Origin of the sequence: Nocardioides daedukensis, assembly GCF_013408415.1 — a bacterium.
GTDB lineage: Bacteria > Actinomycetota > Actinomycetes > Propionibacteriales > Nocardioidaceae > Nocardioides > Nocardioides daedukensis.
In genome coordinates, this window is the sequence record NZ_JACCAA010000001.1 from 1,357,455 (window position 1) to 1,382,785 (window position 25,331).

A 25,331-nucleotide genomic window follows, 5' to 3' on the forward strand; every position below is an offset into this window, starting at 1 on the left:
ATGACTGATTACCGCATCGAGCACGACTCCATGGGCGAGGTCAAGGTGCCTGCCGACGCACTCTGGCGCGCCCAGACGCAGCGCGCGATCGAGAACTTCCCGATCAGCGGATCGACCCTCGAACCTCGCCACATCAAGGCCCTTGCCCTGGTGAAGCGGGCCGCCGCCCGGGTCAACGCCGACCTCGACGTGATCACCGGCGACCAGGCCGAGGCGATCATCGCGGCCGCGGACGAGGTCGCCTCGGGTGCGCACGACGCGCAATTCCCCATCGACGTCTTCCAGACCGGTTCGGGCACGAGCTCGAACATGAACACCAACGAGGTCCTGGCCTCCCTGGCGAGCGCGGCAGGAGTCGACGTACACCCCAACGACCACGTCAACGCCAGCCAGTCCAGCAATGACACGTTCCCCACCTCGATCCACGTCGCCGCCGCAATGGCCGTGGTCGAGGACCTCTTCCCCGCCCTCGACACTCTCGCCACCTCCCTGGAGGCCAAGGCCGAGGAGTTCCGCGACCACGTGAAGTCCGGGCGGACGCACCTGATGGACGCCACCCCGGTGATGCTGGGCCAGGAGTTCGGCGGGTACGCCGCCACCGTGCGCTATGCCCGCGAGCGCCTGGACGCCGTGCTCCCCCGGGTGCGTGAGCTGCCGCTCGGCGGCACCGCGGTCGGCACCGGCATCAACACCCCTCTCGGCTTCTCAGCCACCGTCATCGGGGTGCTCAGCGACCTCACCGGGCAGGAGTTCATCGAGGCTCGCAACCACTTCGAGGCACAGTCGGCACGCGACTCCCTGGTCGAGCTCAGCGGTGTGCTGCGCACCTATGCCGTCGGGCTGACCAAGATCTGCAACGACCTGCGCTGGATGTCCAGCGGCCCGACCACCGGGCTGGCCGAGATCCACCTGCCCGACCTCCAGCCCGGCTCGAGCATCATGCCGGGCAAGGTGAACCCGGTGCTGCCCGAGGCGACGCTGCAGGTGTGCGCGCAGGTTGTCGGCAACGACGCGGCCATCGCCACCGGTGGAGCAGCCGGCAACTTCGAGCTCAACGTGATGCTGCCGATGATCGCGCGGAACCTGCTCGAGTCGATCCGGATCCTGGCCACCAGCTCGACCCTGCTCGCGCAGCGTTGTGTCGACGGGATCACGGCGGACGTGGAGCGGATGCGGAAGTATGCCGAGTCCTCGCCCTCGGTGGTCACGCCACTGAACAAGTACATCGGCTATGAGAACGCGGCGAAGGTGGCCAAGAAGGCGCTGGCCGAGCAGAAGACGATCCGCGAGACCGTGGTGGAGATGGGCTTCGTGGACGGCACCCGGTTGACCGAGGAGCAGCTCGACGAGGCACTCGATGTCGCCTCGATGACGCGCCCCTAGTCTGGGGCCATGCGCATCGCCGAGGGCCACCATCCGATCACCGTGGACAGCACCACCCTGACCCGCAGCGACCTGGTGGCCGCGGCCGGAGCGGTCAGTGGCGCGCTCGACAGCATCTCGCGGGTCGCCGTGCTCGCCACCCCCACGATGGAGACGGTCCTGGCCGTCGCTGGCGCGCTGCGGGCCGGCGTCGAGGTGGTGCCGGTGCCCTCCGACGCGGGCTCTGCCGAGCTCGCCCACATCTTGGCTGACGCCCAACCGCAGGCGTGGCTCGGTGCTGCCCCCGCGGACTCGCACGGACGGCCGGTGCTGCCGGTTGACGTGGACGCCCGGTCCGCGGCAGTCGAGGTGGACGTGCCGGCCGAGCAGGTGGCGTTCGTGCTCTACACGTCAGGAACGACCGGCGCCCCCAAGGGCGTGCTGCTCTCCCATGGCGCCATCATTGCCGGACTGGATGCGCTGGCCGAGGCATGGGCGTGGACCTCGCACGACGTACTGGCCCATGGTCTGCCGCTGTTCCACGTCCACGGCCTGATCCTCGGCGTGCTCGGGCCGCTGCGCACCGGTTCCGGACTGATCCACACCGGCAAGCCGACCCCCGAGGCCTATGCCCGAGCGTCGGCCTCGGGCGCAACCATGTTCTTCGGCGTGCCGACGGTCTGGTCGCGGATCGCCGCCGCTCCCGAGCAGGCTGCTGCCCTGCGTTCCGCGCGGCTCCTGGTCTCGGGGTCGGCCGGGCTCCCGGTGCCGGTCTTCGAGCGGATCCTGCAGTTGACCGGGCACGAGGTGGCCGAGCGCTACGGGATGAGCGAAACCTTGATCACGGTCGCGACCCGTGCCGACGGGGTACGCCGCGCCGGCTGGGTCGGAGTGCCCGTCAACGGGGTCGAGACCCGGTTGCGCGACGAGGCCGGGGCAGAGGTGCCGCACGACGGCGAGAGCATCGGTCGGCTCGAGGTGCGCGGCGACACCCTGTTCAGCGGCTATCTGAACCGACCCGAGGCCACCTCGGAGACCCGGACTTCTGACGGCTGGTTCCGCACCGGCGACGTCGCGGTGATCGATGCCGACGGGCTGCACCGGATCGTGGGCCGGGAATCAGTCGACCTGATCAAGTCGGGCGGATACCGGGTCGGTGCCGGCGAGATCGAGGCGAGCCTGCTGGGGCATCCTGCCGTCCTCGAGGTGGCCGTGGTCGGCGTGCCTGACGAGGACCTCGGCCAGCGCATCGTCGCCTTCGTGGTGCCTGCCACAGGTGTCTCCGGAAGCGACGAGCTCGCGGATAAGCTCACGGCGTACGTCGGCGACGAGCTCTCGGCGCACAAGCGCCCCCGCGCGATCGTCTTCACCGACGCGCTGCCGCGCAACGAGATGGGCAAGGTGCAGAAGAAGCGCCTGACTCGATAGTCCGGCGCTTTCTGTGGGGGGCGTAACTGATGGGTTGGCCGGTTCGGGGGGCGTAACTGATGGGTCCGTCGCCCAGAAGAGCCCGATCTGCTCCCCAACGCATCAGTTACTGGCCTGGCCGCTCCCAAGGCAGTAACTGATGGGCTGGTCGATCCGGGCTCGCCTAACTGATGGGTTGGTAATTCCCGAATGCGTAACTGATGGGTTCGTCGCCGAGAAGAGCCCGATCTGCTCCCCAACACATCAGTTACTGGCCTGGCCGCTCTCGAGGCAGTAACTGATGGGCTGGTCGGTCCGGGCTCGCCTAACTGATGGGCTGGTCGGTCCGGGCTCGCCTAACTGATGGGTTTGTCGCCGAGAAGAGCCCGATCTGCTCCCCAGGGCATCAGTTACTGGCCTGGGCGCCCCCAAGACATCAGTTGGTGTGCGCGGGGACCGCGGTGGAGCCGCTCAGTACCAGTTGTTGCCCTGTTTGAAGGACCACGCGTTGCACGGGGTGCCGTAGCGATCCTCGATGTAGCCCAGGCCCCAACGGATCTGGGTCACCGGGTTGGTCTCCCAGTCAGCTCCGGCGGAGGCCATCTTGTTGCCGGGCAGGGCCTGCGGGATGCCGTAGGCCGACGAGCTCGGGTTGTCGGCGTTGATCCGCCAGTCGCTCTCGGAGACATAGAGCTTGTCGAGGCAGCTGAACTGCTCGGGGCCGAAGCCGAACTCGGGCAGGAGGGACTTGGCGATCTCACGGGGGTCGTCATCCGTGGCGTCCTCGGTGCGGGCGACGCCGTTGGAGGTGGCCGTGGGTGCGGCGAGCTCAGCAGCCTTGACCGGGTCCGAGGACGAGCGACGGTCGGCGGAGCGCGAGACCTGGGGCGCGCGCTTCTCGGTGGCGGTCGACTCTGCTGCTGCGGGCGTGGTGTCGGCGGTCTTCGGGATGACTGCACTCAGGTCGGTGGCCACCGTGGCGAAGTTGGCGCCGTTCTCGGCGCTGCTCGAGGTGGCCACGCCGGACCCGACTGCGATGCCGGTGGCGGCCACTGCGACGGACGAGAAGACGACCGAGGTGCGGATGCCGGACTTGGCCACCTGACTGACAGATGCACCGGGTGACTTGCGGGCAGTGCGGTGCTTGGGCGTGTACTTCTTGTGCTTCGACAAAGGTCAACTCACGGCTAGACAACGTGGCAGTGTTCACGACCGGCGCTCCCCCGAGCGGTGCCGCCCCGATGCGGCAAGGTCACGAAACAATCTCAGCAACCATGCATCACACGAGCGGCACAGGCAAACCGACATCCCAGTGCGGGCGGACGAGTCCAGTCACATCACGCACACTGGCCCCGCCCGCCACACTGGTCGCCGTCGGCCCGCCTGCGCGGGCCTCAGGTGCACCCCGTCACATGGTGACGTTCTCGAGCATCTCGGTCACCAGGGCTGCGATCGGCGAGCGCTCGGAGCGGGTCAGGGTCACGTGCGCGAACAGCGGGTGGCCCTTCAGCTTCTCCACCACCGCCACCACGCCGTCGTGACGGCCGACGCGGAGGTTGTCACGCTGCGCCACGTCGTGGGTGAGCACGACCTTGGAGTTGGCGCCGATGCGGGAGAGCACGGTGAGCAGCACGTTGCGCTCCAGCGACTGCGCCTCGTCGACGATCACGAACGAGTCGTGCAACGAGCGCCCACGGATGTGGGTCAACGGCATCACCTCGAGCATGCCGCGATCCAGCACCTCCTCGATGACGTCACGCGAGGTGATCGCTCCCAGGGTGTCGAAGACGGCCTGGGCCCAGGGCGACATCTTCTCGTTCTCCGAGCCGGGCAGGTAGCCGAGCTCCTGGCCGCCGACGGCGAAGAGCGGACGGAAGATCACGACCTTCTTGTGCTGGCCGCGTTCGAGCACCGCCTCAAGGCCGGCGCACAGCGCCATCGCGGACTTGCCGGTGCCCGCACGGCCACCGAGGGAGACGATGCCGACCTCGGGGTCGAGCAGCATCTCCAGGGCGATCCGCTGTTCGGCGGAGCGACCGTGGACGCCGAACGCCTCGCGATCGCCGCGCACCAGGTGGACCTGCTTGTCCGCCCCGACCCGTCCCAGGGCGGTGCCCCGCTCGGAGAGCAGGACCAGACCGGTGTGGCAGGGCAGCTGCCGGGCGCTGTCCAAGTCGAGGACACCGTCGTCATAGAGCTCGTCGAGGTGCTCACTGCTCACCTCGAGCTCGGTCATCCCGGTCCAGCCCGCCTCGGACTCGGCGACGCCCTCGGCGCGATATTCCTGTGCGTCGAGGCCGACAGCGGATGCCTTGATCCGCAGCGGGAGGTCCTTGGAGACCAGGGTGACCACCGCGCCCTCGTTGGCGAGGTTCTTGGCCACCGCCAGGATGCGGGTGTCGTTGTCCCCCAGCCGGAACCCGCTGGGCAGCGAGGCGGGGTCGGTGTGGTTGAGCTCCACCCGGATCGAGCCGCCGGCGTCCCCGACCGGGATCGGGGTGTCGAGACGACCGTGGCTGACGCGCAGCTCGTCGAGCATGCGCAGGGCCGAGCGGGCGAAGTAGCCGAGCTCGGGATGGTGCCGCTTGCCCTCCAGCTCGGTGATCACTACGACCGGCAGCACGACTTCGTGCTCGTCGAAGCGGTTGATGGCACCCGGGTCGGCCAGCAGGACGCTGGTGTCGAGCACATAGGTGCGAACTGAGGACGCGGGCTGGGCGGTGCGCTCACTCTTGGGCTTGGTGGCCACGGTGTACCCCTCACGGGCCGGCACGCGCACTCGACGCCCCGGCCCTAGTTCATCAATACGGACCGGGAAGGATCCCGAAGACCGGAGTGCCGGCCTCCTCGCGCAGCAGTCACCTCGATGACTGTGCTTCGGTCGTGAGCTCTCACGGACGGGCCTCTCGATGCAGCGAGCTTCCCCACTCGCCGGTGATCCGAAATTACGCCTCGGCCCGTCGGGTTCTGCCAAAGACACGCCCGAACGCAGGGTGAAGGTTGAGTGACTCCCCGGGTCAGGGGTCAGGGCCAGCGGTCAGGCGCCGAAGCGTCGCTCACGCTCGGCGTACGCCCGGATCGCGCGCAGGAAGTCGACCTTGCGGAACTCCGGCCACAGGGCCTCACAGAAGTAGAACTCGCTCTTCGCGCTCTGCCACAACAAGAACCCGCCCAGGCGCTGCTCACCGGAGGTGCGGATCACCAGGTCCGGGTCGGGCTGGCCCTTGGTGTAGAGGTGCTCCCCGATCAGGTCGACGTCGATTGCCTGGGCGAGCTCCTCGGCACTGACACCGTCAGCCGCGGCCTGGAGGAGCAGGGAGCGTACGGCGTCCGCGATCTCCTGGCGGCCGCCATACCCGACGGCGATGTTGACCAGCATCCCGTCGACCTCGCGGGTGTCCTCGGCGGCCCGCTTGAGCTTCTCGGCGGTCTCCTGCGGGAGCAGGTCGAGCGCACCCACCGGGTGCAGTCGCCAGCGCTTCTGATCGGCAAGGGAGGCCACCGCCTCCTCGATGATCGGCAGCAGCGCGGCCAGCTCCTCGGGCGGCCGGTTGAGGTTGTCGGTCGACAGGAGCCACAAGGTGACCACCTCGATGCCGACCTCCTCGCACCAGCCGAGCAAGGGCTCGATGTTCGCGGCGCCGGCCCGGTGGCCGTGCACGGTGTCCCGCCCGACGGCCTTGGCCCAGCGGCGGTTGCCGTCGAGCATCACGCCGACATGCTTGGGCAGCTTGTCCTGCGGGAGGAACCTGGTGACGCGTGCCTCGTAGGCCGGGTAGAGCACCCGCCGGATCGCTCGCTTCAGATCTGCCACGCCTTCGATGTTAGGGCATGGCGGGCGCCGGTGACTTCTGCCTCATTCACCCGGAGCACTACCTACGGTGCCGTAGGTTTGAGTCATGAACGAAACGATCCACGACCGCTTCGACGACGCCGTCGACCGCGCCCACGAGAAGCTGTCGGAGATCAAGCCGAAGCTTCGGGGCTGGTTGCACCTCGCGACCGCGCCGCTCGCCCTGGCCGCCGGGATCGTGCTGATCGCGCTCTCCCCGACGCGCGACACCCGGATCGCCTCGAGTGTGTTCGCAGCCAGCGCGCTGATCCTCTTCACGGTCTCGGCCGTCTATCACCGTGGCACCTGGTCGCCGAAGGTCTGGGCCTTCCTGCGCAGGTTCGACCACGCCAACATCTTCGTGCTGATCGCCGGCACCTACACCCCGATGGCGGTGCTGTTCCTGCACGGCGGAGCCCGGATCACCCTGCTCACCGTGGTCTGGGTCGCCGCCCTCGCAGGGGTCTTCTTCCGGGTCTTCTGGACCGATGCGCCCCGCTGGCTCTACACCCCGATGTACATCGCGCTCGGTTGGGCCGCGGTGTTCTTCATCCCGCAGTTCATCGACGGCGCCGCACCGTTCCCGGACGGCATCGCGGTCAGCTCACTGGTCCTGGTGGCTGCGGGCGGAGTCCTCTACACCCTCGGCGGGGTGGTCTACGGCCTCAAGTGGCCTGACCCCGCGCCGTCGTGGTTCGGGTTCCACGAGATCTTCCACTCGTTCACGATCCTGGCCTTCGCCTGCCACTACGTCGCAGTCTCGCTCGCGACGTACTCCCTGCGCTGAGGATCGGCCAGCGCAGCACGCTCGGCCACCGTCGCGACGCCCATCCCGGCCAGCACGAAGATCCCTGCCAGCAGCAGCCAGCCCGGACCCTCCCACGCGATGGCGGTCGAGGTGATCACCAGGGGCGCCAGCATGTTGGCGATCGAATAGCCGGTGGAGCTCATCCCCTGGTAGGCGCCCGCGTTGGCCTGGTCGGCCAGCTCGAAGGCAAGCCCCCAGCCGCCCGCCTCGGTCGAGATCTCGGCGAAGGTCGAGAAGAGCTCGGCGACCACCAGCAGCACGATCGCCAGCGTCGCTCCGGTCTCACCTGAGGCGGCATAGACCACGCAGGCGACGGCAAGGAGCAGGCTGCCGCGACGCACCACCCGACCGGCCGCGCGTACGTCGTGCGTCCCCCGGGCGGCGCGCACCTGCAGCAGTGAGACCAGCACCGTGTTGGTCACCATCAACACCGAGACCATCACCAACGGGGCTTGCGTGTGGTGGGCGATCCACAGCGGGATGCCGACGTTCTGGATGCCGAACTGCATGGCCAGCACCGAGTTGAGTGCGACGGACGAGAGATAGGTGCGGTCGCGCCACGGCGAGCGCAGCCGCACCGGGTTCACCGCCCGGCGACCACGAGTCGGCGCCAGACCCTCGGCCAGCCCCGGGACCCGGGCTCGCAGCCCGAGCAGGGGCCAGACAGCCAGCAGGTTCACCAACCCCACCAGCACCATCGTGAGGCGGTAGGCATCGGCCGTCCCGATGACCAGGGCCACGGCGGCCAGGCAGGTGCCGATCCCGATGAAGACGTTGGTGACCACCCGGAGCCGCGCGCGGATGTCGACTCGCTCGGGACCGGTGAACCAGCGCGCCTGCAGGGTCGACTTGGCGGTGCCCTGCATGGAGCGCGCTCCCACCACGACGCAGGCGATCAGGACGAAGCTGAGCATGTCGTCAGCGGTGACGTAGGCGAGCAGCGCCAGGCCCTGGACGCCGGTGGTCCAGACCTGGAGGCGATCGGGGCCGAACGTGTCCGCGAGCGGGCCACCGGCATAGGAGGCGAGCACGCCGACTCCCCCGGCGATGGTGAGTCCGAGGCCGACGCTGGTGGCAGAAAGGCCGATCACGAAGGTGAAGTAGAGCGCGCTGACGCTGATGAACAGGCCGTTGGCCAGGGCCCCGGCCATGGTCGCGGCGGTGAGTGCACGACGTACGGCGTCGGCGGGGAAGAGGGTGTCTCGCACGAGGGCAGTAGTTCACGTCCTCCGGTGACGCGCATCAGATGTAGCGTATTGCTTCATGATCGAGTATCAGCTGGTCGGCATGGATCTGGGTGAGGTGAGGTTCGCGATCTCGCCGATCAACGAGGTTTCCCTTTCTTTACGGACATTTCGCGACCCCGGTCGCTATCCGTTGCACCTTCCGTGGCTCCAGATGACGGCGGAGCCGCGTGACGCACTCCACATCGAGCTGCTGACCGCGCTGACCAACACCGACCTGTGGACGCCGGACTTCCTGCACCCTCGGCCGCACTCACCGATGACCACCTTCCACGACGAGCTCGACCTGATCGCCTCCACGCCGGGAGCGATCGTGCGCAGCAAGCTCGCCGAGGTCCACGGCGACGACCTGCCACCTGTCCTGGCCGGCCGGCCTGACCGCGTGCTGAAGCGGATCGTGCGCGCCCTCGACGCCTACTGGAACAGTTGCTGGGAGCCCTGGTGGCCACGGATGCGAAGCGTGCTCGAGGCCGACATCACCTATCGCGGCCGCGTGGTGGCCCAACGCGGGATGGCCGCGATGTTCGCCGACCTGAGCCCCCGGGTGAGCCTGGTGGACGACGTGGTGCGCGTGCGGACCAAGACCCACGGCGGCTACCGTCGGACCACCCGGGGTGCTGGGCTCGCGCTGATCCCGTCGATGTTCTCGCGCGGCGGCTCGACGCCGATCACCGCGGAACAGGAACCCCAGATCATGTACGCCGCCCGCGGCGTCGGCACCTTGTGGGAGACCGACCGGGGCACACCACCGGACGCGGTGGCGAACCTGATCGGCGAGGTGCGGGCCAGTCTGCTCGACCTGCTCGCCTCCCCCTCCTCGACGACCGAGCTGGCACATCGGCTCAGGGTCACTCCGACAGCGGTCAACCAGCACCTGCGAGCGATGCGGGACGCCGGGTTGCTCACCTCGTCGAGGCACGGGCGCTCGGTTCTCTATCTCCGCTCCGAGCTCGGTGACCGGCTGATCAGCTCCGCCGGGTGACCAACCCGGCCACCTTCTCCGCGGCCAAGTAGAGGCCAGTCACGAGAAGCACCCCCGCGGTCACGTGCAACAGCACGGCAAGCCCGATCGCCATCACGAATCCTGCGCTCCGGAACCTGCCCCACAACAAGGCCAGGCACGCCGGGATCACGACTGCGCCCGCCAGGCCTCCGAGCAGCTCGGCCCACCACGGCCTGTCCCCCATCCACGGCAACGCGATCCCGGCCAGGTCGAACAGGTCGAGGGTGGCCAGGACACCGAGCGTCGCAACCAGCAGCAGAGTGACCACGACGGCGATCCGGTGCCGCCAGGTGGTGAAGCGGGAGAAGCCGGTGTCGACTCCCTTGACCATCGTGGCTGTCGTCACCGCCGACCAAACCAGCCAGCGCCGGACCAGGCCGGTGCCGGTGTCGGCCATCGCGTCGCGGAAGACGCGGTCGGCCTGCACCCTGTTGATCGGCCGGTCGGCGAGATAGGTGGGCGCTTCGGCGGGGTCATGCAGCAACCCGTCGTGGAGCAGGGCGGCCGGCAGGTGCGCGCCGGTGCGGGGCACCAGCCAGGTGAAGATCGTCGGGACCGAGGTGAGGTCGGTGCGGAAGGTCTCGATGTCCGCGGGGACGAGGATCTCCCCGAAGACGCGGTCGAGATAGCCGATCCGCCTGAGCAGGGCGAACTGCTCCTCGCCCTCGACGCTCAGCCGCTCGAGGACGATGCGTGGGTCGCGATCGGGATCGGGCGGAATCGCCTCGAAGTCGCCCAGCGCAGGCAGCCCGCCGTCATGGAACCGGCGAGGCTGCTTCTCCAGTGGTGCGTCCACACGCCCATCGTGGCAGATCGATGCCGGTTCAGGGCCGGCCCAGGACTCCAGGATCGGTGACCGGTCGCTCGCACACGAAGCCTCGACAGACGTAGGCGGCCGCCCGGCCGTCGACCTCGTCGCGCCCGACCAGCAGCGGGATGTCCTCGCGTCCCGGCTCGACGACCAGGACCACGGCGCCGTGGCGCCGCCGGGCAGCGAGTTCGAGATCGTCGCGCTGGGGGCCCGGTCGGCCGACGACCACGATCTCTTCGGGTCCCTCGAGCATCGCCTCGGCAGCCGAGAGCGCCCAGCCGGCGAACCGCGGTGCCCGTTCGGCAACACCGGCGAGCACGGCCAGGGTCGCCTCCGCCGCGTCGCGGTGGGTCCCGGAGCCGGCGACGGCGGCATAGGTGGCGAGGGCGTGCACCATCGCCGACTGGCCGGACGGGCTGGCGCTGTCGGAGAGCTCGCGTGGCCGGCTGATCAGGACCTCGGCGTCTGCGGCAGTGTCGTGGAAGCCGCCGTCGTCTGCCCGGAAGCGGGACAGCGCATCGTCGAGGAGTGCCTCGGCGCGGTCCAGCCAGACTTTGTCCCCGGTGGCCTGGAGCAGTGAGAGGAAGCCGCTGGCCACGCAGCCGTAGTCCTCGAGCACGGCGTCGTGTCGACCGACGACTCCGTCACGGGAGGCGCGGCGCAGCCTGCCCTCGACCAGGTGCACACCGACCAGCAGCTCGCCCGCTCGCGCCGCGGCGTCGACGTACTCCGGCCTGCGCAGCAGCGTGCCGGCCTCGCAGAGACCAGTGATGGCGAGCCCGTTCCAAGCTGCGATCACCTTGTCGTCGCGCTCGGGACGCACCCGGCTCGCCCGCGACTCGAAGAGACGGGTCTTGACCTGCTCGAGACGTTCAAGATCCTCGGGATCCGTCAGCAGCTGGAGGGTCGAGGAGCCGTGCTCGAAGGTGCCGGCCGCGGTCACCTCGAACGTCTGCGCCGCCCAGGCACCGTCGTCGGGGCCCAACGCCTCGACCAGCTCCTCAGGGGTCCAGGCATAGAACTTGCCCTCCACACCCTCGCTGTCCGCGTCGAGTGCGGAGGCGAAGCCACCCTGCTCGGTGCGGAGCTCGCGGAGAAGGAAGTCGGCAGTCTCCTCGGCTATCCGGTTGCCACCCCACCGGGCATAGAGACCGAGCAGCTGCGCATTGTCATAGAGCATCTTCTCGAAGTGCGGCACCACCCAGCCGGCATCGACGCTGTAGCGGGCGAAACCCCCACCGATCTGGTCATAGAGACCACCACGCGCCATCGCGGTGCAGGTCGAGTCGACCATTCGCTTCGCCGTCGGGTCGTCAGTGCGGGCGTGGTGACGGAGCAGGAAGTCGAGCACCATGCCCGGCGGGAACTTGGGCGCTCCCCCGAATCCGGCGTTCTGGCCGTCGAACTCCATCGTCAGCGACTTGACGCACTGGGCCAGCAGGTCGGCACTGATCGTCCCGGTCGCAAGGTCCCCGGTCACCTGCAGGTGCTCGCGAATCTGGCTGGCTGCATCGCGTACGTCGTCTGCCCGGTTGGTCCACACATCGACCAAGGCTTCGAGGACCTGCCGGAAGCTTGCGCTGCCGTGCCGGGGCTGGTCGGGGAAGTAGGTGCCGGCGAAGAACGGGCTGCCGTCGTGGTCGAGCACGCAGGTCATCGGCCAGCCGCCGTGGCCGGTCATCGCCTGGGTGGCACTCATGTAGACCGCGTCCACGTCCGGACGTTCCTCACGGTCGACCTTGATGTTCACGAAGTACTCGTTCATGTAGCCGGCGGTCGCCTCGTCTTCGAACGACTCGTGCGCCATCACATGGCACCAGTGACAGGCTGCATAGCCGACAGAGAGCAGCACCGGAACGTTGCGGCGCTTCGCCTCGGCAAAGGCGTCCGGTCCCCACTCCCACCAATCCACCGGATTGTCCGCGTGCTGCAGCAAGTACGGGCTCGTTGCCGAGGCGAGTCGATTGGCCATGGCCTCAGACTGTCACGTCGGTCGGTCGGGCCGCTCGATCGCGTCGGAGAGATGCCGTGGCGCCTGCAGGCAGTAGGAGTCGATGACCAGCTCCGCCACCTCGTCCCAGTCGGTCTGCTCCTCGAGGATCATCCCGACCGTGTTGGCGCCCCACTCCGTGCGGAAATAGGGATGACCGAGGTGCTCGAAGGCCATCACTTCGTCGGGCTCGGCACGCAGGACCACGCGGAACTTCTGGTCCTCACCGCCGAAGACATGGACCACCGACGCCGTGTGGACCTGCCAGCGAACCCCCACCCAGGCGTCCTGTTCGACGCACTCGGGCAGGGACTCACAGATGGCACGCAGGCGGGCGATCATCTCCTGCGGGACTTCTGGTCGCTTTGCCACGCGGACAGTCTGCCGCGTGACACCGACATCGGCTCACACAGGCGTGATCGGGATCGAGCGCCTCGGCTCGAAGACGAACGACGACCCCGTGCTGAACCTGGTCACCGCGACCTCGTCCGCCTCGGGCGCGGCATCGGTCCCACGCTGCACGGTCAGGCTCCACGCATCATCGAGGCCCGTCACCAAGACCGAGAGCGTCGGATCGACGGCGCGCACGATCGCATCGAGGGGCGCCACGCTGTCGGGACCACACAGAGTGATCCAACCGCCATCCTGGTGCGCCGGCGATGCAGCGACCGTGAGGGACTCACCGCTCATCGAGGAGACGACGTACGCCGTGGGGTTGAGCAGCGGGTGCAATCGCAACGTCTCCAGGGCGTCGACGCCCAGCGCCCGGTGGATCCGCTCGGCAGCGATCCCCGCGATGCCGGTCAGCTGCTTCAGCGCGATCTCCTGGACCTTCGGCTCATCGGTGCGCTTGCGCAGCGCGATCAGGAAGGCGAGGTTGAGCAGGTGCATCTGCACGCACACCTCGTCGGCGATCCGCACCAGTGCCGAGTGTGAGAAGTCCGCGAAGTCGAGGTCCGCCAGGAGCGGACCGGAGTAGTCGCCCAGTCCCTCGTCGTCAGGATCGATCGGATCCAGGTGCAGGCCCGCAGCGAGAGAGCGCGCGTTCTGGTGACACTCGGGGATCGCCTCGACCTCGGGGTGGGCGTCGTCGATGATCACTGTCCACGCGCAATGCGGGTTGCGGTCGACGGGCATCCGCGGCGGCCTGTGGATCGGGCGCACCTGCGCCTTCGGGTTGGTGGCGACGGCGGTCGCGTCGAAGGTGGGGTCCTCGATGTCGTGGCACATGGACCGGACGTACGCCGCTCCCATCGGCTCCACGTCCATGAGTGCGCCGCAGTGGTCGAGGTGGAACTCGCCGGCCCACCGGTCGTGGACCGTGTAGCGGAAGTCCATGAACTGCGGCGGAGCGCCGATGTCGAGCTGGAGGCCCTTGAAGATCGTGACCACGTCGCCCGTGCCCGGCTCCTCGGGTGCGAAGCCCAGGGCCTGCTGCATCCGGGGGGTGTAGATCGGGCTGGACGCAGCCCACTCCTCGATCGCGACCTGGGCCATCCCCTCACGCCCGAAGGCAGAGATGCACCACGCCATTCCGGAACGGTCGATGAGCTGTCCGATCAGCAACAACTCCGGGACCAGGACGGCGAGCTCCTCGCGCGACAGGTCGGCATATGCGCTACGCACCTCAGGCGGCCGCCGGCTTGCAGACGCGGCACACCGACAGGTGCAGGTTCTGCTCCCCCACCGGCACGAGGTCGTCGCGGTGCGTGATCAACGCGCAGTCGCGACGGTGCATGGTCTGTCCGTCCCGGGTGGTGACCGGGATGGCGCCCACGTCCACGCCACGGTCGTCGACCGCCGCGGCACGCGACGTCACGTCGGCCAGCACGAGCAGGGTGTCGGCCAGTCGCTTGGAGGACTCGCGCCCGTCCGCTGCGATCCGGGCCAGCCAGGCGCCGAAGTAGAGGAACCCACCGACGAAGGTCAGGCCCAGGCCGAGCAGACCACCCGAGACCAGGTAGGACAGCTGGTCATATTGATAGGGCGTGTTGGCGGCGCCGTACCACCCGAGCACGATCACGACCAGGCCGAGCGGCAGCAGGATGGCTCCGGCCCAGAACAGCACGATCTGGAGCAGGGCGTAGTGGTTGTCCCTCAGTGGCGCGGCGCCGGAACGCTCGCCGACCCGGGGCAGGCTGGTTGCAGTCATGTCACATCTTCCTCAGGTCGGGCAGGCCACTGTCGAGGCCGTGGGGGCAGGGAGCGCCGGCGCCGAGCGCCAGTGCCCCGATCTTGCGGAACCAGCTGCCGGCTGCGGCAGCCAGGGCGATGCCGCCGAAGAGCAGCATGCCGGGGATCGAACCGAGCGGCGGCAGACCGGGGCTCGCACTGACTGCGGCGGCATCGTCGAGAGTGCCGTCAGAGGCACCGGCACCGGCATCGGCGCCGCCGGCGTCAGGTGCGCTCGCGTCCGGCGCGCCAGCACCTGCGACGTCACCCGACGAGCCCGAGTCTCCGGACGGCGCCGCATCGCCGGTGTCGGCCGGCGGCGCAGTGTCGGTGTCCAGGTCACCAGCAGGTGCGTCCATCGAGATCTCCGGCACCGTGTCGACCTGGGTCTGGGAGAGGCCCAGGGTGACCACCACGCGCGGAGCCAGCTGGGACAGCGCCCCGACCAGGCCCTTGAGCGGCCCAGCCTCTTCAGGGATCAACTCGGCGAGCGCACCGGACGGGATCGCCGAGATCACCGGTCGCAGGAGCTTGGTGTCGATCTCGACGCGCAGACCCTCGATGGTGCTGCTCGCCTTGTCCCCCTCGACCTCGCGCTTGGGCTTGGGCACCTCGATCTTGAGTCCGAGCTGCTCCAGCGCCTTGGCCGGGTTGTCGTTGAGGCCGGGGATGGGCGTGGTCTTGCCGGTGGCCTCCACGCCGTGGGGGCCGATCGCGAACTTCTGTCCCGCGATGCTCAGCGTTCCGTAGGTTGCCTTGGACTTGTTGGTTCCGGTCTTGCCGTCGGAGGTGCTCGTCGAGGTCGTCTCCACACCGGAGATCGTGATGATTCCCGCGAGCAGCTTGACCTCACCCAGGTTGGACCGGGCGGTCGACGTCACCACGCCCTCCGCGGAGGAGGACTTGCTGGTGGAGACCAACCCGTCAACGTCCACGAGTGCGGCGAGCTCCTTGGGAAGCCCCGGCACCTGGGGTTCCGCCTTCGCCGTCGGCTTGGTGGTGGTGGCCTTCTCGAGTCCGCCGAGCAGCGGCGCGAGCAGGTCCTTGAGCGGTCCGAGGTTGTCCAGACCGCTGAGCTCACCGCCCTTCTGGGCGTCCACGTCGCTGTCCGAGGAGAACCCGGCCGACGCGCTCGACTTGCCGTCGCCCGCACTCGTGCGCATCACCATGCCCGGGAAGGGCTCGTCGGTCGCCTTCGGCTCGCCACTGGGGAAGCCCGAGTTGACCTGGACCGGATAACCACCGGCGACCAGGTCGCTGGGCAGGCCCAACTGCTCGAAGAAGACCTTGATGCCCTCGCCGATGGCGTCACCGGGCCAGAGGTATGACGCCCTGCCCTTTCCGCCGCCTGTCTCGGCCTCGGCCTTGGTGTAGGCCAGGCGGACCTCGAGCTGGGGCTCGGACGGGATCGGGATCGCCGGCTCGAAGATCTCGACACGCACCGGGGTGGCGTCGGCACTGGCACTGAACCCGCCGTAGGCAGCGGACTCTTCGGCGTGGGCGGGGGCCTGTGCAGCCAACGGCAGCACCGCTGCCACCAGGCCGGAGGCCGCCACGGCGATGAGGGGACGGATGGGACGACCGCTCATGCGGCACCTCCAAGGATGACGTCGGTCATGGCTTCGGTGATCTCGCCCGGCTCGCCGCTGGCTACGATCCGACCACCGGTCATCACCGCGGCATAGTCGGAGACCCGGAGCGCGGTGCGGGCGAACTGTTCGATGCACAGGATGGAGACACCGCTCTCGGCGATCTGCCGGACGGTGTCGTAGAGCTCGTCGACGATCAGCGGCGCCAGGCCCATCGAGAGCTCATCGAGCAGCAGCAGGGCAGGGTCGGCGGTCAACGCACGGGCCATGGCCAGCATCTGCTGCTCACCGCCGGACATCGTGCCGGCGAACTGGTTGCGGCGCTCGTGCAGTCGCGGGAAGTAGGAGTAGGCGGTGTCGAGGATCGCCGAGGCCGAGACACCGGCGTACGACATCAGTCGGAGGTTCTCGGCGACCGTGAGGTTCGGGAAGACCGAGCGGCCCTCGGGGATCGTGCACAACCCGGAGCGAGCGAGCTCCTCCGAGGCGGCCCCCTTCAGGTGCACCCCACCGAGGTGGATGTCACCCGACGTGGCCTTCTTCTGGCCGCTGATCACCTTGACCAAGGTCGACTTCCCGGCACCGTTGGGTCCGAGCAGCGCAACGACTGCGCCCTTGGGGATGGTCAGGTCGACCCCGCGGAGAACCTCGATCCGACCGTAGGCCGCGTGCAGGTCGATGACCTCGAGGATGGGGATGCTCATGATGCCTCCACTGCTGGGATGACCGTGGTGTCGCCGATCGCGTCGAGGTCGCTCCGGGTGCCCTCGACGTCGTCGGAATAGCCGAGGTACGCCTTCTGCACCGTCGCGTCCGCCCTGATCTCGGCCGGGGTCCCCGACGCGATCACGGAGCCGAAGTCGAGCACGTGGATCGTGTCGCAGACACTCATCACCAGGTCCATGTCGTGCTCGACCATCAGGATCGCGGTGCCCTCGGAGGCCAGGGACGCGAGGAGCTCTCCGAACGCATCAGTCTCCCGGTCGTCGAGGCCCGAGGACGGCTCGTCGAGCAGCAGCAGCCGGGGCTCACTGGCCAGGCAGCGAGCCAGCTCCAGCAGCCGCGCGGTGCCGGTGGGAATCGAGTCTGCGCGCTCCTGGGCGTAGTCACTGATGCCGACCCGCTCCAGCAGGGCATCGACGTCCGCGCCGGCAGGACGGATCACTCCGCGGAACCCAGCAGCGATGTCGTGGGCCACCCGCACGTTGTCGCGCACGGTCAGCGACCCGAACGCCTCCAGCCGCTGGAACGTCCGCGCCATACCGCGACGCGCCCGTCGGTGCACCGGCGTGGAGGTGATGTTGCGGCCGTCGAAGTGGACCGTGCCCGAGGTGGGCTTCTGCAGGCCGGTGATCACGTTGAAGCACGTGGTCTTGCCGGCACCGTTGGGGCCGATCAGCCCCGTGATCCGGCCGGCTTCTGCGGTGAAGTTCGCTTCGTTGACAGCCACGACGCCGCCGAAGCGGACAACCGCGTCCTGGACCTCAAGGAGTGGCATGGGCGGGTTCCTCCCCCGGCAGCGCCTCGCTGTCACGGGCATCCGGACCGGCGGCCAGGAGCTCGTCACGCGACGCGAGCGCCGGCAGTTTCAGATGTGGTGCGGCCATCGCTTTGAGCCGATGCCCGAGCTTGAACAGGTGGTTGGCCAGTCCGTTGGGATCGCGTCCCAGCAGGACCGCGCCGAAGCCGAGCACGACGAAGAAGAGCCCGGCGAGTCCGGGCTGCTCGCTCTGCAGCACCGGCAGCAGCATCAGGCCGACACCGCCGAGCGTCGCCCCGGTAACCGACGTCATGCCGAACACGACGAGCAGGAGCAACAACGGCAGACTGTTGAAGAACTGGAAGTCGGTGGCACCGATGGTGCCGCGCAACCCGGCGAAGAGCGCGCCCGCGATCCCCGCCATCCCCGCCGACATCGCGAAGAGCCCGACCCGGAACCAGCGCATGTCCAGGCCCAGCGTGCTGCACGCCGACGGGCTGTCGCGCATCGCGATGAGCACCCGGCCCAGAGTGCCTCGACGCAGGGTGAGCAACGCGATCGCCATCAGCACCAACGCCACGATCATCAGCATCACGTGGCCCCCGATGGAGGAGAAGGTGAAGCCGAAGATGGAGAGCCGGCCGGCCTCGAGCGTGCCGTTGTAGCCGAAGGCACGAGCGTCCTGGAACGCCATCTTGTCCATCAGCACGCCGAAGGCGAGGGTGGCCAGGGCGAGGTAGAGCCCGGTCAATCGCAGCACCGGGAGTGCCACCAGGCCCCCAACCAGTGCCGCGATCAGGCCGGACAGGACCAGACCGGTGATGTTGGGTTCGTCGAGCTTCGCGTAGGCCAGGGCACCGACCCCGGCGAAGGTGAACTGGGCCAGGGAGACGTGGCCCCCATAGCCGGTGAGGAGCACCAGCGACAGCATCACCATGGCGTAGGTCGCGGCGGTGCCGACCAGGAGCAGCTTGGAGTCGGGCATGACCATCGTCAGGACGCCGACGAAGAGGAACAGGACCAGTGCCCACGCCCCCGACTGCGGGAGCTTCGGCACCGGCGCCGAGACGATGCCCTTGACCTGGCCGATCCGCAGCTGTGCCTGTGGCATCGCGACCAGCACGACGAAGAGGAAGATGGCCGGGATGACCGGCCGGATGCCGGCCCAGAAGCCCTCGGTCGGAAGATAGGCCACGGCATAGGACTCGAGGATGCCCAGTCCCATCGCGCCGGCGAAGGTGAGCGGAAGGCTCTTCAGCCTTCCCAGCATCGCCGCCGCGTAGGCGTTGATCACCAGGAGAGTGAGCTGGTAGTAGTCCAGCCCGACGACCGGGGCAAGCAGGATCCCGGCCAACGCCGCCAGCGACATCCCGATCGCCCAGGAGAGGGCAGCCACGGTCTCGGGCTTGCCCCCGAAGAGCTTGAGCAGCTCGGGGTTGTCAACTGCCGCCCGCATGGCGGTGCCGATCCGGGTCCGGTTGAGGAGCACGAAGAGGAACACCGCGACCACACCGGAGAGCAGGATCGTGATCACCTGGTGCCCGGTGACGAAGGTGTCACCCACCGCCCAGCCCTGCTCGGGCAGGAACGGCTCGAGGGTCCTCGGCTCGGGGGGCCAGATGTATTGCGCCGCGCCGATCAGACCGACGAGCAGCCCGACCGTGACGACCAGTGCGACCGACACCGGCCCCTCGCCCAGGCCCTTGGTCACGAACCTGGAGATGAACCACCCGATCGCCGGTGCCACCACCAGGAGGACCAGGACCATCGAGAGCCAGACAGGCAGTCCTTGGCGCACCGAGAAGTCCCAGAAGGTGAAGGCCAGGATCATCCCGAAGGCACCGTGGGCGATGTTGAAGACCCTCGTGGTGGTGTAGGTCAGGACCAGGCCACTGGCGGCGATGGCATAGGCCGCACCAGTGAAGAGGCCGATGACGGTGAAGGCGAAGAGTGAGCCCATCCGGTCAGCCCCTGACCATGCTGCCGCACATGTAGTCGCCCGGGGAGACCTGCTTCCACTTGCCGCCCTTGAGCTGGATCACCTTCTGGCAGGTGGCGCCCTTGCCCTGTCCGACACCGAACGGCGCGTGCAGACCGTTGGAGGTCCACTTGTCGACCTTCTTCATGGCGTCGATCAGGCTGGATCGGTTGAGCTTGCCGCCCAGGGCCAGGGCCTCCTCGACGAAGAGGCGGGTGGCCGACCAGGCGAAGAGGCCGTAGAAGTTCGGGATCGCTCCCGGCTTCACCTGCTGCAGCCAGGAGAGGTAGAGCTGGACCTCCTTGTTCGAGGAGTTCTCGAACATCGCGTTGCTCATGAAGATGTAGGTGTTCTCGCCCAGGTCACCGGCCTGCTTGACATATTTCGCGTCATAACTGGTGGCGTCGAAGAACGTCACTGCCGGCTTGAAGTTCTGCTGCTGCATGGCCTTCTGCAGCTTCACACTGTTCTCGAGCGGGCCCATGTAGTGGACCATCTTGATGCCCTTGTTCTTCATCTGTTGCACATAGGTGGCGAAGTTGAACTCATCGACCTTGATGCCTTGCAGGTAGTCGACCTTCCAGCCCATCTTGCCCCAGGCCGCGGCCTGGGACTTCGCGTTGGGCGGGGAGGCGCCGGCCTCGATGTAGAGGACGGCGACGTGCTGCGTGGCGTCCTTGTGGTTCTTGAGGAACCACTTGGCCATCGCGTCCGGCACCATGCCCGTCTCGACGGCCTGGGCCGCGAAGCAGGTGGTGCACTTCTGCCGCTCGGGGTTGACGATCGTGGAACGGATGTCCGGGATGCCGCACTTCTGGGCGGTGCCGGCACCGCCGGAGTCGAAGCCCGACATCGAACCGACCGCCGCGAACGACGACTCGCAGGCCTTGGCGTAGGCCTGCTGGTCCGCGCCCGCATCGGTGCGGCTGTCCAGCGCCATCACCTCGAGCTTGCGTCCACAGATGTCGTTGGTCTTGTTGAAGTAGGCCGCGTAGGCCCGAGTCGCCTGCTGGGCCGCCTCGAAGATCCCGGGCACGGGACCCGAGATGTCGGAGACGTTCGCGATGGTGATCTTGTCCTTGGTGATGCCGGTCTGGTTCTTAAAACCGGCACAGCTGACCTTCGGCCCCGAACCCGCTGCCGAGTTGGCGCCGGTCTTCGGCGAGTCGGCGACATCGCCACCACCTCCGCCGTCGCCCCCGGCGCCACCGCCGGTGTCTCCTGAGGCCCCGGTGTCACCGCCGGTGCCACCCGTGTCCGTGCCCGGGTCGGCGCCTGCGTCGACGCCCGGCTCAGCACCGGTGGCGCCCGGCTCGCCGTTCGTGCCGACTTGGCCGCCGTTCGCGTCGGTGCCGCTGACCGAGGCCACGGTGTCGGGATCCAGCTGCGAGCCACAGGCGGCCATGGTCAGGGCGAGACCGATCGCAGCCACGATCCTGACCGGGGATCTGGTGCTCGACGGGTTGCTGTTCTGGAACATGAGACCTCACTGATATGGAATGCGCCACTGACTCAAACGAGTCACTGTGGCAAAGGTCACTGGAACGTGTTCTTATTTATTGCCTCTTCCACCACGGAGTTCAGCCGCGATCCGACCGGCCACCCGGCGTAGTGGCACAGGAAGATCACGATCTCGCGCAGGGCCTCTGCATCCAGTTCGCCGTTCTTCAGTGCCGCGGGAACCTGGATGCCCAGGACATCAGTGGCACCTTGGGCCGCCAACATCCCGATCAGGAGCAGGCGCCGGTCCCGGGTCGAGAGGCCCGGCCGGCACCAGATGTCGGCGAAGAGATGGTCGGCGGTGTAGCCGAAGAAGTCACCGGGGCCGTCGGCGAAGTCCCAGCCATAGACCTCCTCCATCTTCTCCAGCCCCTTGCGCCTGGTCTCGGGGAGTCCTGCGAACTTGTCACTGGTCGGGTCGGTCATGCGTGCTCCTTGGTCGTGGCGGGCAGGCCGAGGCCGGCGCCCAGTCGCTGGCTGGCGAGGCGTGCCAGGGGCACGTCCACATCGAGCTGGTCGGCCAGCTCTATCGCGAACGCCAAGTCCTTCTCCCCCAGCGCCCGGACATGCGAGAAGACCCCGAACCAGAAGTCGTCCGGGTCGATCGGAGCCGCGGTGTCGCGGTGCATGATCGCCCCGGGGCCACCGGTGATCGCGTCGGTGTGACGGACCACCTCGCCGAGCACCTTGAGGTCGAGCCCGGCCGACTCCGCGAGCCGCTGCGCCTCGGTTGCCGCCGTGAAGGAGATGAAGTGGAGCAGGTTGCGAGCCAGCTTCATCCGGGTCCCTGCTCCGGCCTCGCCGGCATGGACCACCTTGGTCCCGAGCAGCGCGAACGGAGCGGCACAGGCCGCGAAGCCCTCGTCGGTGCCGCCGACCATGATCGCCAGCGTGCCCTCGGCGGCTCCCATCGGTCCGCCGCTGACCGGTGCGTCGACGACGTGTACGCCGTGCTCCCGGGCCAGGTCGGCCAATCGCGCCGGTGTGCCCGGTGCGACCGTCGAGTGGATCGCCACGGTGAGGCCGGGGCGAGCCGTGTTGAGCGCCTGGTCCAGCACGTCGCGGACCTGGTCGTCGTCGCGGACCATCACGCAGAGCAGGTCGACCGCCCCGGCCAGCTCACCGACGCTGCCGGCGACACTCGCCCCGGCCGCGGCGAGCTCGTCGAGCGGACCCTGCGCCACGTCGTACGCGTGCAGGCCGTCGGGCCAGGCCAGCAGCCGGGTCGCCATCGGCTTGCCGATGTTACCCAGGCCAACGAACCCCACCGCACCCATCAGCGGAACACCTGACCGCCGTCGACCGCCAGCACCTGACCGGTGACCCACGCCGACTCACCCGAGAGCAGGTAGAGGCAGGCACCGACCATGTCCTCGGGCTGACCCATCCGCTTGAGCGCGAGGCCCTTGACCAGGTCCTTGGCCGCGTCGCCGGCCTGGGTCCGGGTCGCCGCAGTGTCGGTGGGTCCGGGGGCGATCGCGTTGACCCGGATCCCCATTCCGCCGAGCTCGTGCGCCAGCTGCTGGGTGAGGCCGTTGACGCCGACCTTGGCCAGGCCGTAGAAGCCGGAGTAGAGCCACGCGGCCGTGGAGCTCTGGTTGACGATCGCTCCCCCGCCGGCTGCCTGCATGTGCGAGAAGACCGCGCGGGTCATCACCAGGGCGCCGTCGAAGTTCACCGACATGAACTTCTTGTAGTAGTCCCAGTCGACGGTGATCAGCAGGTCGAAGGCCATCTCGCCATAGATCGCGGCATTGTTGACCAATCCGTGGATGGCGCCGAACTCCGCGACCGCGGCCTCCGCACAGGCTTGCGCCGAGGCGGCGTCCGAGACGTCGGTGCGCACGAAGATCGCCCGGCCGCCGTCGGCCTCGATCTGCTTTGCCACCTGGTTGCCGGAGTCCTCGTTGAGGTCGGCGACCACGACGTTCGCGCCCTCCATGCCCAGTGCCTTCGCATAGGCCTCGCCGATGCCTTGGGCGGCGCCGGTGACGATCACGGTGCGGTCGCCGAAGCGCTTGTCCATCAGTTGACTCCCTCTGCGATCGTCTTGGTCTCGAGGTATTCCTCAAAACCGGCCACACCCATCTCCCGGCCGAGGCCGGACTGCTTGTAGCCACCGAACGGCGCGTCGGCGCCGAACCACTGGCCGCCGTTGACGCCGATGGTCCCGGTACGGATCCGCCTTGCCACCGCCCTGGCCCGCGCCGGGTCTTTGGAGTCGACCGAGCCGGAGAGGCCGTACGGCGAGTCGTTGGCGATCCGGACCGCGTCGTCGTCCCCGTCGTGCGGGATCACGACGAGCACCGGGCCGAAGATCTCCTCGCGGGCAACCCGGGCGGTGTTGTCCAGGCCGGCGATGACGGTGGGCTCGATCCAGAAGCCCCCCTCAAGTTCACCTTCATGCGTGGCCACCCCACCGCCGGTGGCGAACCGACCGCCCTCCTCGAGCGCCAGGTCCAGATAGCCGAGGATGCGGTCCCGCTGCACCTCGGAGATCACCGGGCCGCAGATGGTGCCGCCATCGGCTGGGTCCTTGGCGCCCAGGGAGGCCATCGTCGCTGCGGCCACTTCGACGGCTTCGTCGTACTTCGCCCGCGGCACCAGGAGCCTGGTGGTCAGCGCACATCCCTGCCCGGCATGCACCGAGACCGCGAAGGCCGCGCCGCCGGCCGCGGAGGCCACGTCGGCATCGTCGAGGACGATCGCGGCCGACTTGCCGCCCAACTCCAGGAAGACCCGCTTCAGGGTCGGCGCTGCGGCCGCGGCGATGGCCCGGCCCGTGGCCGTCGACCCGGTGAAGGAGACCAGGTCGACCCTCGGGTCGCTGGCCAACTGGGCGGCGACCTGGTTGTCCCGCGGGGTGACCACGTTGAACACCCCGGCCGGCAGGTCGGTGTGCTCGGCAGCCAGTCGGCCCAGCTCGGCGGCCAGCCACGGCGTGTCCGGGGCCGGCTTGAGCACCACGGTGTTCCCGGCGGCCAGGGCGGGGCCGATCTTGGCCAGGTTGATCTGGTTGGGGAAGTTCCACGGAGTGATCGCGGCAACCACGCCGACGGCCTCGCGGCGGACGGTCCGGCGGCTCTGCAGGCCCATCACCTCACCGATACCGAGATCGGTCTCCCACAGATAGGACTCGGCCAGGTCGATGTTCCACTTGAACGTCTCCACCGGGATGTCGAACTGCGGACCGGCCACGAAGAACGCCGGCGCGCCCACCTCGGCGGTGGTCAGCTCACGCAGCACCTCGGCGTTGTCGACCAGGGCCTGGTGCAGCTGGCGCAGGCAGCGGATCCGCAGTGCCAGGTCGGTCGACCAGTCCGTCTCGTCGAAGGCGCGTCGAGCCGCGGCGATGGCGGCGTCCATGTCCTCCGCGGTGCTGTCGGGGGCCACCCCGATCTGCTGGCCGGTGGCGGGGTTGAGGATCGGGTAGGTGGCTGAGTCACTGGCACCGGAGAGCTTGCCGTCGACGTACTGCTGGGCCGGAGGGTTCTGCGGCAGGCGGGCGTTCACTGCGACACCTCCACCGGTGCCTGGGCCAGGTGGTCGCCACGCTCGACCGGCGGCGGCCACAGCGTCGAGGGCATCTCGTCGTAGTGGTAGTGCCCGGGAACGCCGTGCCCGGTGACCTCGAGCCGCTTCATCAGGGTGTCCGGCGCCTTGCCGGACTTCAGGATCTCCATGAACGTGTGACCCGTCGAGGGCAGGTCGAACCAGTCGCGCTGCCAGTCGATCTTCACGAGGCCGCTGTCTTCGCCCTCGGTGACCCGCTTCAGGCCGAACCAGGATCCGCCGATGCCGAGGATCTCGAACTCCTTGCCGGTCTTGTCGTCGATGATCCCGGCGCGCTGCTTCCAGAAGCCGAGCACCATCGACTTCGTCTCGTCGATCATCGTGCAGACGTAGTCGTAGTGCCAGCCGTCCAGGCCGTCCATCTCGATGCCGATCGCCCAGTCCCGGATCTGCTCGCGCCCGACCGCCATGAAGTGCTCGTCGGGGTGATACATCCAGCCGTACGTCGCGTCCTCGGCATAGAACTCGGCCAGCGGGCGCCAGTCGCCAGAGGCCTCGACGTCGCGGTTGCCCTGGAGCCAACCGGACCAGAACTCCTCGATCTCGGCCCTGCTCAACGATGTGCTCAGTGGTTCGGTCATC

At 68.5% G+C, this 25,331-nt stretch carries 23 protein-coding genes; 4 read left to right on the plus strand and 19 right to left on the minus strand.

All coding sequences use genetic code 11. The features are described 5' to 3' along the window. Both BJ980_RS06775 and BJ980_RS06780 read left to right on the plus strand, forming a co-directional pair. A complete protein-coding gene (locus BJ980_RS06775; RefSeq protein WP_179501589.1) occupies positions 1 to 1,383 on the plus strand; it encodes a class II fumarate hydratase in 1,383 nt (460 codons plus the stop codon). A gap of 9 nt (positions 1,384 to 1,392) precedes the next feature. Continuing rightward, the gene (locus tag BJ980_RS06780; protein ID WP_179501590.1) at positions 1,393 to 2,790 is read left to right on the plus strand and encodes an acyl-CoA synthetase; all 1,398 of its coding nucleotides are present in this window, start codon (positions 1,393 to 1,395) and stop codon (positions 2,788 to 2,790) included. A 450-nt stretch (positions 2,791 to 3,240) separates the two neighbouring features. Here the strand turns inward: BJ980_RS06780 and BJ980_RS06785 are convergent, their stop codons facing one another. The 3 genes from BJ980_RS06785 to BJ980_RS06795 all read right to left on the minus strand — a co-directional run bounded on the left by BJ980_RS06785 (position 3,241) and on the right by BJ980_RS06795 (position 6,583). Then, positions 3,241 to 3,942 (minus strand): aggregation-promoting factor C-terminal-like domain-containing protein, encoded by a 702-nt coding sequence (locus tag BJ980_RS06785; protein ID WP_179501591.1) that lies wholly within the window; start codon positions 3,940 to 3,942, stop codon positions 3,241 to 3,243. Positions 3,943 to 4,177: 235 nt separating this feature from the next. Then, entirely contained in the window at positions 4,178 to 5,518 is a 1,341-nt protein-coding gene (gene phoH2, locus BJ980_RS06790; protein WP_343047723.1) for an RNA 5'-3' helicase PhoH2, read from the minus strand. A 288-nt stretch (positions 5,519 to 5,806) separates the two neighbouring features. Continuing rightward, positions 5,807 to 6,583, minus strand: a complete 777-nt coding sequence (locus BJ980_RS06795) for an isoprenyl transferase (RefSeq protein ID WP_179501593.1) — start codon at positions 6,581 to 6,583, stop codon at positions 5,807 to 5,809. A gap of 85 nt (positions 6,584 to 6,668) precedes the next feature. Here BJ980_RS06795 and trhA point away from each other — a divergent pair, with 85 nt between their 5' ends. Beyond that, on the plus strand, positions 6,669 to 7,388 hold the full coding sequence (trhA, locus tag BJ980_RS06800; RefSeq protein ID WP_179501594.1) for a PAQR family membrane homeostasis protein TrhA: 720 nt from the start codon (positions 6,669 to 6,671) through the stop codon (positions 7,386 to 7,388). Here trhA and BJ980_RS06805 read toward each other — a convergent pair. Next, positions 7,349 to 8,617: an MFS transporter gene (locus BJ980_RS06805; RefSeq protein WP_218855433.1), complete on the minus strand. Its 1,269-nt coding sequence runs from the start codon at positions 8,615 to 8,617 to the stop codon at positions 7,349 to 7,351. The two genes, trhA and BJ980_RS06805, sit on opposite strands and share 40 nt — an antisense overlap. A gap of 55 nt (positions 8,618 to 8,672) precedes the next feature. Here BJ980_RS06805 and BJ980_RS06810 point away from each other — a divergent pair, with 55 nt between their 5' ends. After that, positions 8,673 to 9,635 (plus strand): ArsR/SmtB family transcription factor, encoded by a 963-nt coding sequence (locus BJ980_RS06810; protein ID WP_179501595.1) that lies wholly within the window; start codon positions 8,673 to 8,675, stop codon positions 9,633 to 9,635. Here the strand turns inward: BJ980_RS06810 and BJ980_RS06815 are convergent. From BJ980_RS06815 to BJ980_RS06885, 15 genes are read right to left on the minus strand one after another with little or no spacing between them, the layout of a single operon-like run. Beyond that, entirely contained in the window at positions 9,619 to 10,452 is an 834-nt protein-coding gene (locus BJ980_RS06815) for a DUF1353 domain-containing protein (protein WP_179501596.1), read from the minus strand. The two genes, BJ980_RS06810 and BJ980_RS06815, sit on opposite strands and share 17 nt — an antisense overlap. A 28-nt stretch (positions 10,453 to 10,480) precedes the next feature. After that, positions 10,481 to 12,439 carry a thioredoxin domain-containing protein gene (locus BJ980_RS06820; protein WP_179501597.1) on the minus strand — a complete coding sequence of 653 codons (1,959 nt, stop codon included), beginning with the start codon at positions 12,437 to 12,439 and terminating at the stop codon, positions 10,481 to 10,483. A gap of 12 nt (positions 12,440 to 12,451) precedes the next feature. After that, positions 12,452 to 12,829: an MmcQ/YjbR family DNA-binding protein gene (locus tag BJ980_RS06825; protein ID WP_179501598.1), complete on the minus strand. Its 378-nt coding sequence runs from the start codon at positions 12,827 to 12,829 to the stop codon at positions 12,452 to 12,454. A 33-nt stretch (positions 12,830 to 12,862) separates the two neighbouring features. Next, complete coding sequence (locus tag BJ980_RS06830; protein ID WP_179501599.1) at positions 12,863 to 14,083, minus strand: hypothetical protein; 1,221 nt, start codon at positions 14,081 to 14,083, stop codon at positions 12,863 to 12,865. Between the two features lies 1 nt (position 14,084). Further along, positions 14,085 to 14,609, minus strand: a complete 525-nt coding sequence (locus tag BJ980_RS06835; protein ID WP_179501600.1) for a hypothetical protein — start codon at positions 14,607 to 14,609, stop codon at positions 14,085 to 14,087. A gap of 1 nt (position 14,610) precedes the next feature. Further along, positions 14,611 to 16,218, minus strand: a complete 1,608-nt coding sequence (locus BJ980_RS06840) for a choice-of-anchor P family protein (RefSeq protein WP_179501601.1) — start codon at positions 16,216 to 16,218, stop codon at positions 14,611 to 14,613. After that, positions 16,215 to 16,922 carry an ABC transporter ATP-binding protein gene (locus BJ980_RS06845; protein WP_179501602.1) on the minus strand — a complete coding sequence of 236 codons (708 nt, stop codon included), beginning with the start codon at positions 16,920 to 16,922 and terminating at the stop codon, positions 16,215 to 16,217. The genes BJ980_RS06840 and BJ980_RS06845 overlap by 4 nt, the downstream gene beginning before the upstream one ends. Beyond that, complete coding sequence (locus tag BJ980_RS06850) at positions 16,919 to 17,716, minus strand: ABC transporter ATP-binding protein (RefSeq protein WP_179501603.1); 798 nt, start codon at positions 17,714 to 17,716, stop codon at positions 16,919 to 16,921. Before BJ980_RS06850 ends, BJ980_RS06845 begins: the two co-directional genes overlap by 4 nt. After that, on the minus strand, positions 17,703 to 19,658 hold the full coding sequence (locus BJ980_RS06855; protein WP_179501604.1) for an ABC transporter permease: 1,956 nt from the start codon (positions 19,656 to 19,658) through the stop codon (positions 17,703 to 17,705). Before BJ980_RS06855 ends, BJ980_RS06850 begins: the two co-directional genes overlap by 14 nt. 4 nt (positions 19,659 to 19,662) lie before the next feature. Continuing rightward, complete coding sequence (locus BJ980_RS06860) at positions 19,663 to 21,156, minus strand: ABC transporter substrate-binding protein (RefSeq protein ID WP_179501605.1); 1,494 nt, start codon at positions 21,154 to 21,156, stop codon at positions 19,663 to 19,665. Positions 21,157 to 21,212: 56 nt separating this feature from the next. Continuing rightward, positions 21,213 to 21,602: a carboxymuconolactone decarboxylase family protein gene (locus BJ980_RS06865; RefSeq protein WP_179501606.1), complete on the minus strand. Its 390-nt coding sequence runs from the start codon at positions 21,600 to 21,602 to the stop codon at positions 21,213 to 21,215. Next, a complete protein-coding gene (locus tag BJ980_RS06870; RefSeq protein WP_179501607.1) occupies positions 21,599 to 22,453 on the minus strand; it encodes an NAD(P)-dependent oxidoreductase in 855 nt (284 codons plus the stop codon). Before BJ980_RS06870 ends, BJ980_RS06865 begins: the two co-directional genes overlap by 4 nt. After that, entirely contained in the window at positions 22,453 to 23,202 is a 750-nt protein-coding gene (locus tag BJ980_RS06875; protein ID WP_179501608.1) for an SDR family oxidoreductase, read from the minus strand. Before BJ980_RS06875 ends, BJ980_RS06870 begins: the two co-directional genes overlap by 1 nt. After that, entirely contained in the window at positions 23,202 to 24,689 is a 1,488-nt protein-coding gene (locus tag BJ980_RS06880; RefSeq protein ID WP_179501609.1) for an aldehyde dehydrogenase, read from the minus strand. The genes BJ980_RS06875 and BJ980_RS06880 overlap by 1 nt, the downstream gene beginning before the upstream one ends. Further along, a complete protein-coding gene (locus BJ980_RS06885) occupies positions 24,686 to 25,330 on the minus strand; it encodes a nuclear transport factor 2-like protein (RefSeq protein WP_179501610.1) in 645 nt (214 codons plus the stop codon). Before BJ980_RS06885 ends, BJ980_RS06880 begins: the two co-directional genes overlap by 4 nt. Between the last annotated feature and the right edge of the window lies 1 nt (position 25,331).

What these genes read in the sequence shown, in the direction of transcription:
- BJ980_RS06860 (WP_179501605.1), bottom strand. Translation starts at nt 21,156, where the DNA reads ATGTTCCAGAACAGCAACCCGTCGAGCACCAGATCCCCGGTCAGGATC.
- BJ980_RS06780 (WP_179501590.1), top strand. Translation starts at nt 1,393, where the DNA reads ATGCGCATCGCCGAGGGCCACCATCCGATCACCGTGGACAGCACCACC.
- trhA (WP_179501594.1), top strand. Translation starts at nt 6,669, where the DNA reads ATGAACGAAACGATCCACGACCGCTTCGACGACGCCGTCGACCGCGCC.
- BJ980_RS06865 (WP_179501606.1), bottom strand. Translation starts at nt 21,602, where the DNA reads ATGACCGACCCGACCAGTGACAAGTTCGCAGGACTCCCCGAGACCAGG.
- BJ980_RS06835 (WP_179501600.1), bottom strand. Translation starts at nt 14,609, where the DNA reads ATGACTGCAACCAGCCTGCCCCGGGTCGGCGAGCGTTCCGGCGCCGCG.
- BJ980_RS06855 (WP_179501604.1), bottom strand. Translation starts at nt 19,658, where the DNA reads ATGGGCTCACTCTTCGCCTTCACCGTCATCGGCCTCTTCACTGGTGCG.
- BJ980_RS06845 (WP_179501602.1), bottom strand. Translation starts at nt 16,922, where the DNA reads ATGAGCATCCCCATCCTCGAGGTCATCGACCTGCACGCGGCCTACGGT.
- BJ980_RS06775 (WP_179501589.1), top strand. Translation starts at nt 1, where the DNA reads ATGACTGATTACCGCATCGAGCACGACTCCATGGGCGAGGTCAAGGTG.
- BJ980_RS06840 (WP_179501601.1), bottom strand. Translation starts at nt 16,218, where the DNA reads ATGAGCGGTCGTCCCATCCGTCCCCTCATCGCCGTGGCGGCCTCCGGC.
- BJ980_RS06875 (WP_179501608.1), bottom strand. Translation starts at nt 23,202, where the DNA reads ATGGACAAGCGCTTCGGCGACCGCACCGTGATCGTCACCGGCGCCGCC.
- BJ980_RS06820 (WP_179501597.1), bottom strand. Translation starts at nt 12,439, where the DNA reads ATGGCCAATCGACTCGCCTCGGCAACGAGCCCGTACTTGCTGCAGCAC.
- BJ980_RS06870 (WP_179501607.1), bottom strand. Translation starts at nt 22,453, where the DNA reads ATGGGTGCGGTGGGGTTCGTTGGCCTGGGTAACATCGGCAAGCCGATG.
- BJ980_RS06850 (WP_179501603.1), bottom strand. Translation starts at nt 17,716, where the DNA reads ATGCCACTCCTTGAGGTCCAGGACGCGGTTGTCCGCTTCGGCGGCGTC.
- BJ980_RS06810 (WP_179501595.1), top strand. Translation starts at nt 8,673, where the DNA reads ATGATCGAGTATCAGCTGGTCGGCATGGATCTGGGTGAGGTGAGGTTC.
- BJ980_RS06885 (WP_179501610.1), bottom strand. Translation starts at nt 25,330, where the DNA reads ATGACCGAACCACTGAGCACATCGTTGAGCAGGGCCGAGATCGAGGAG.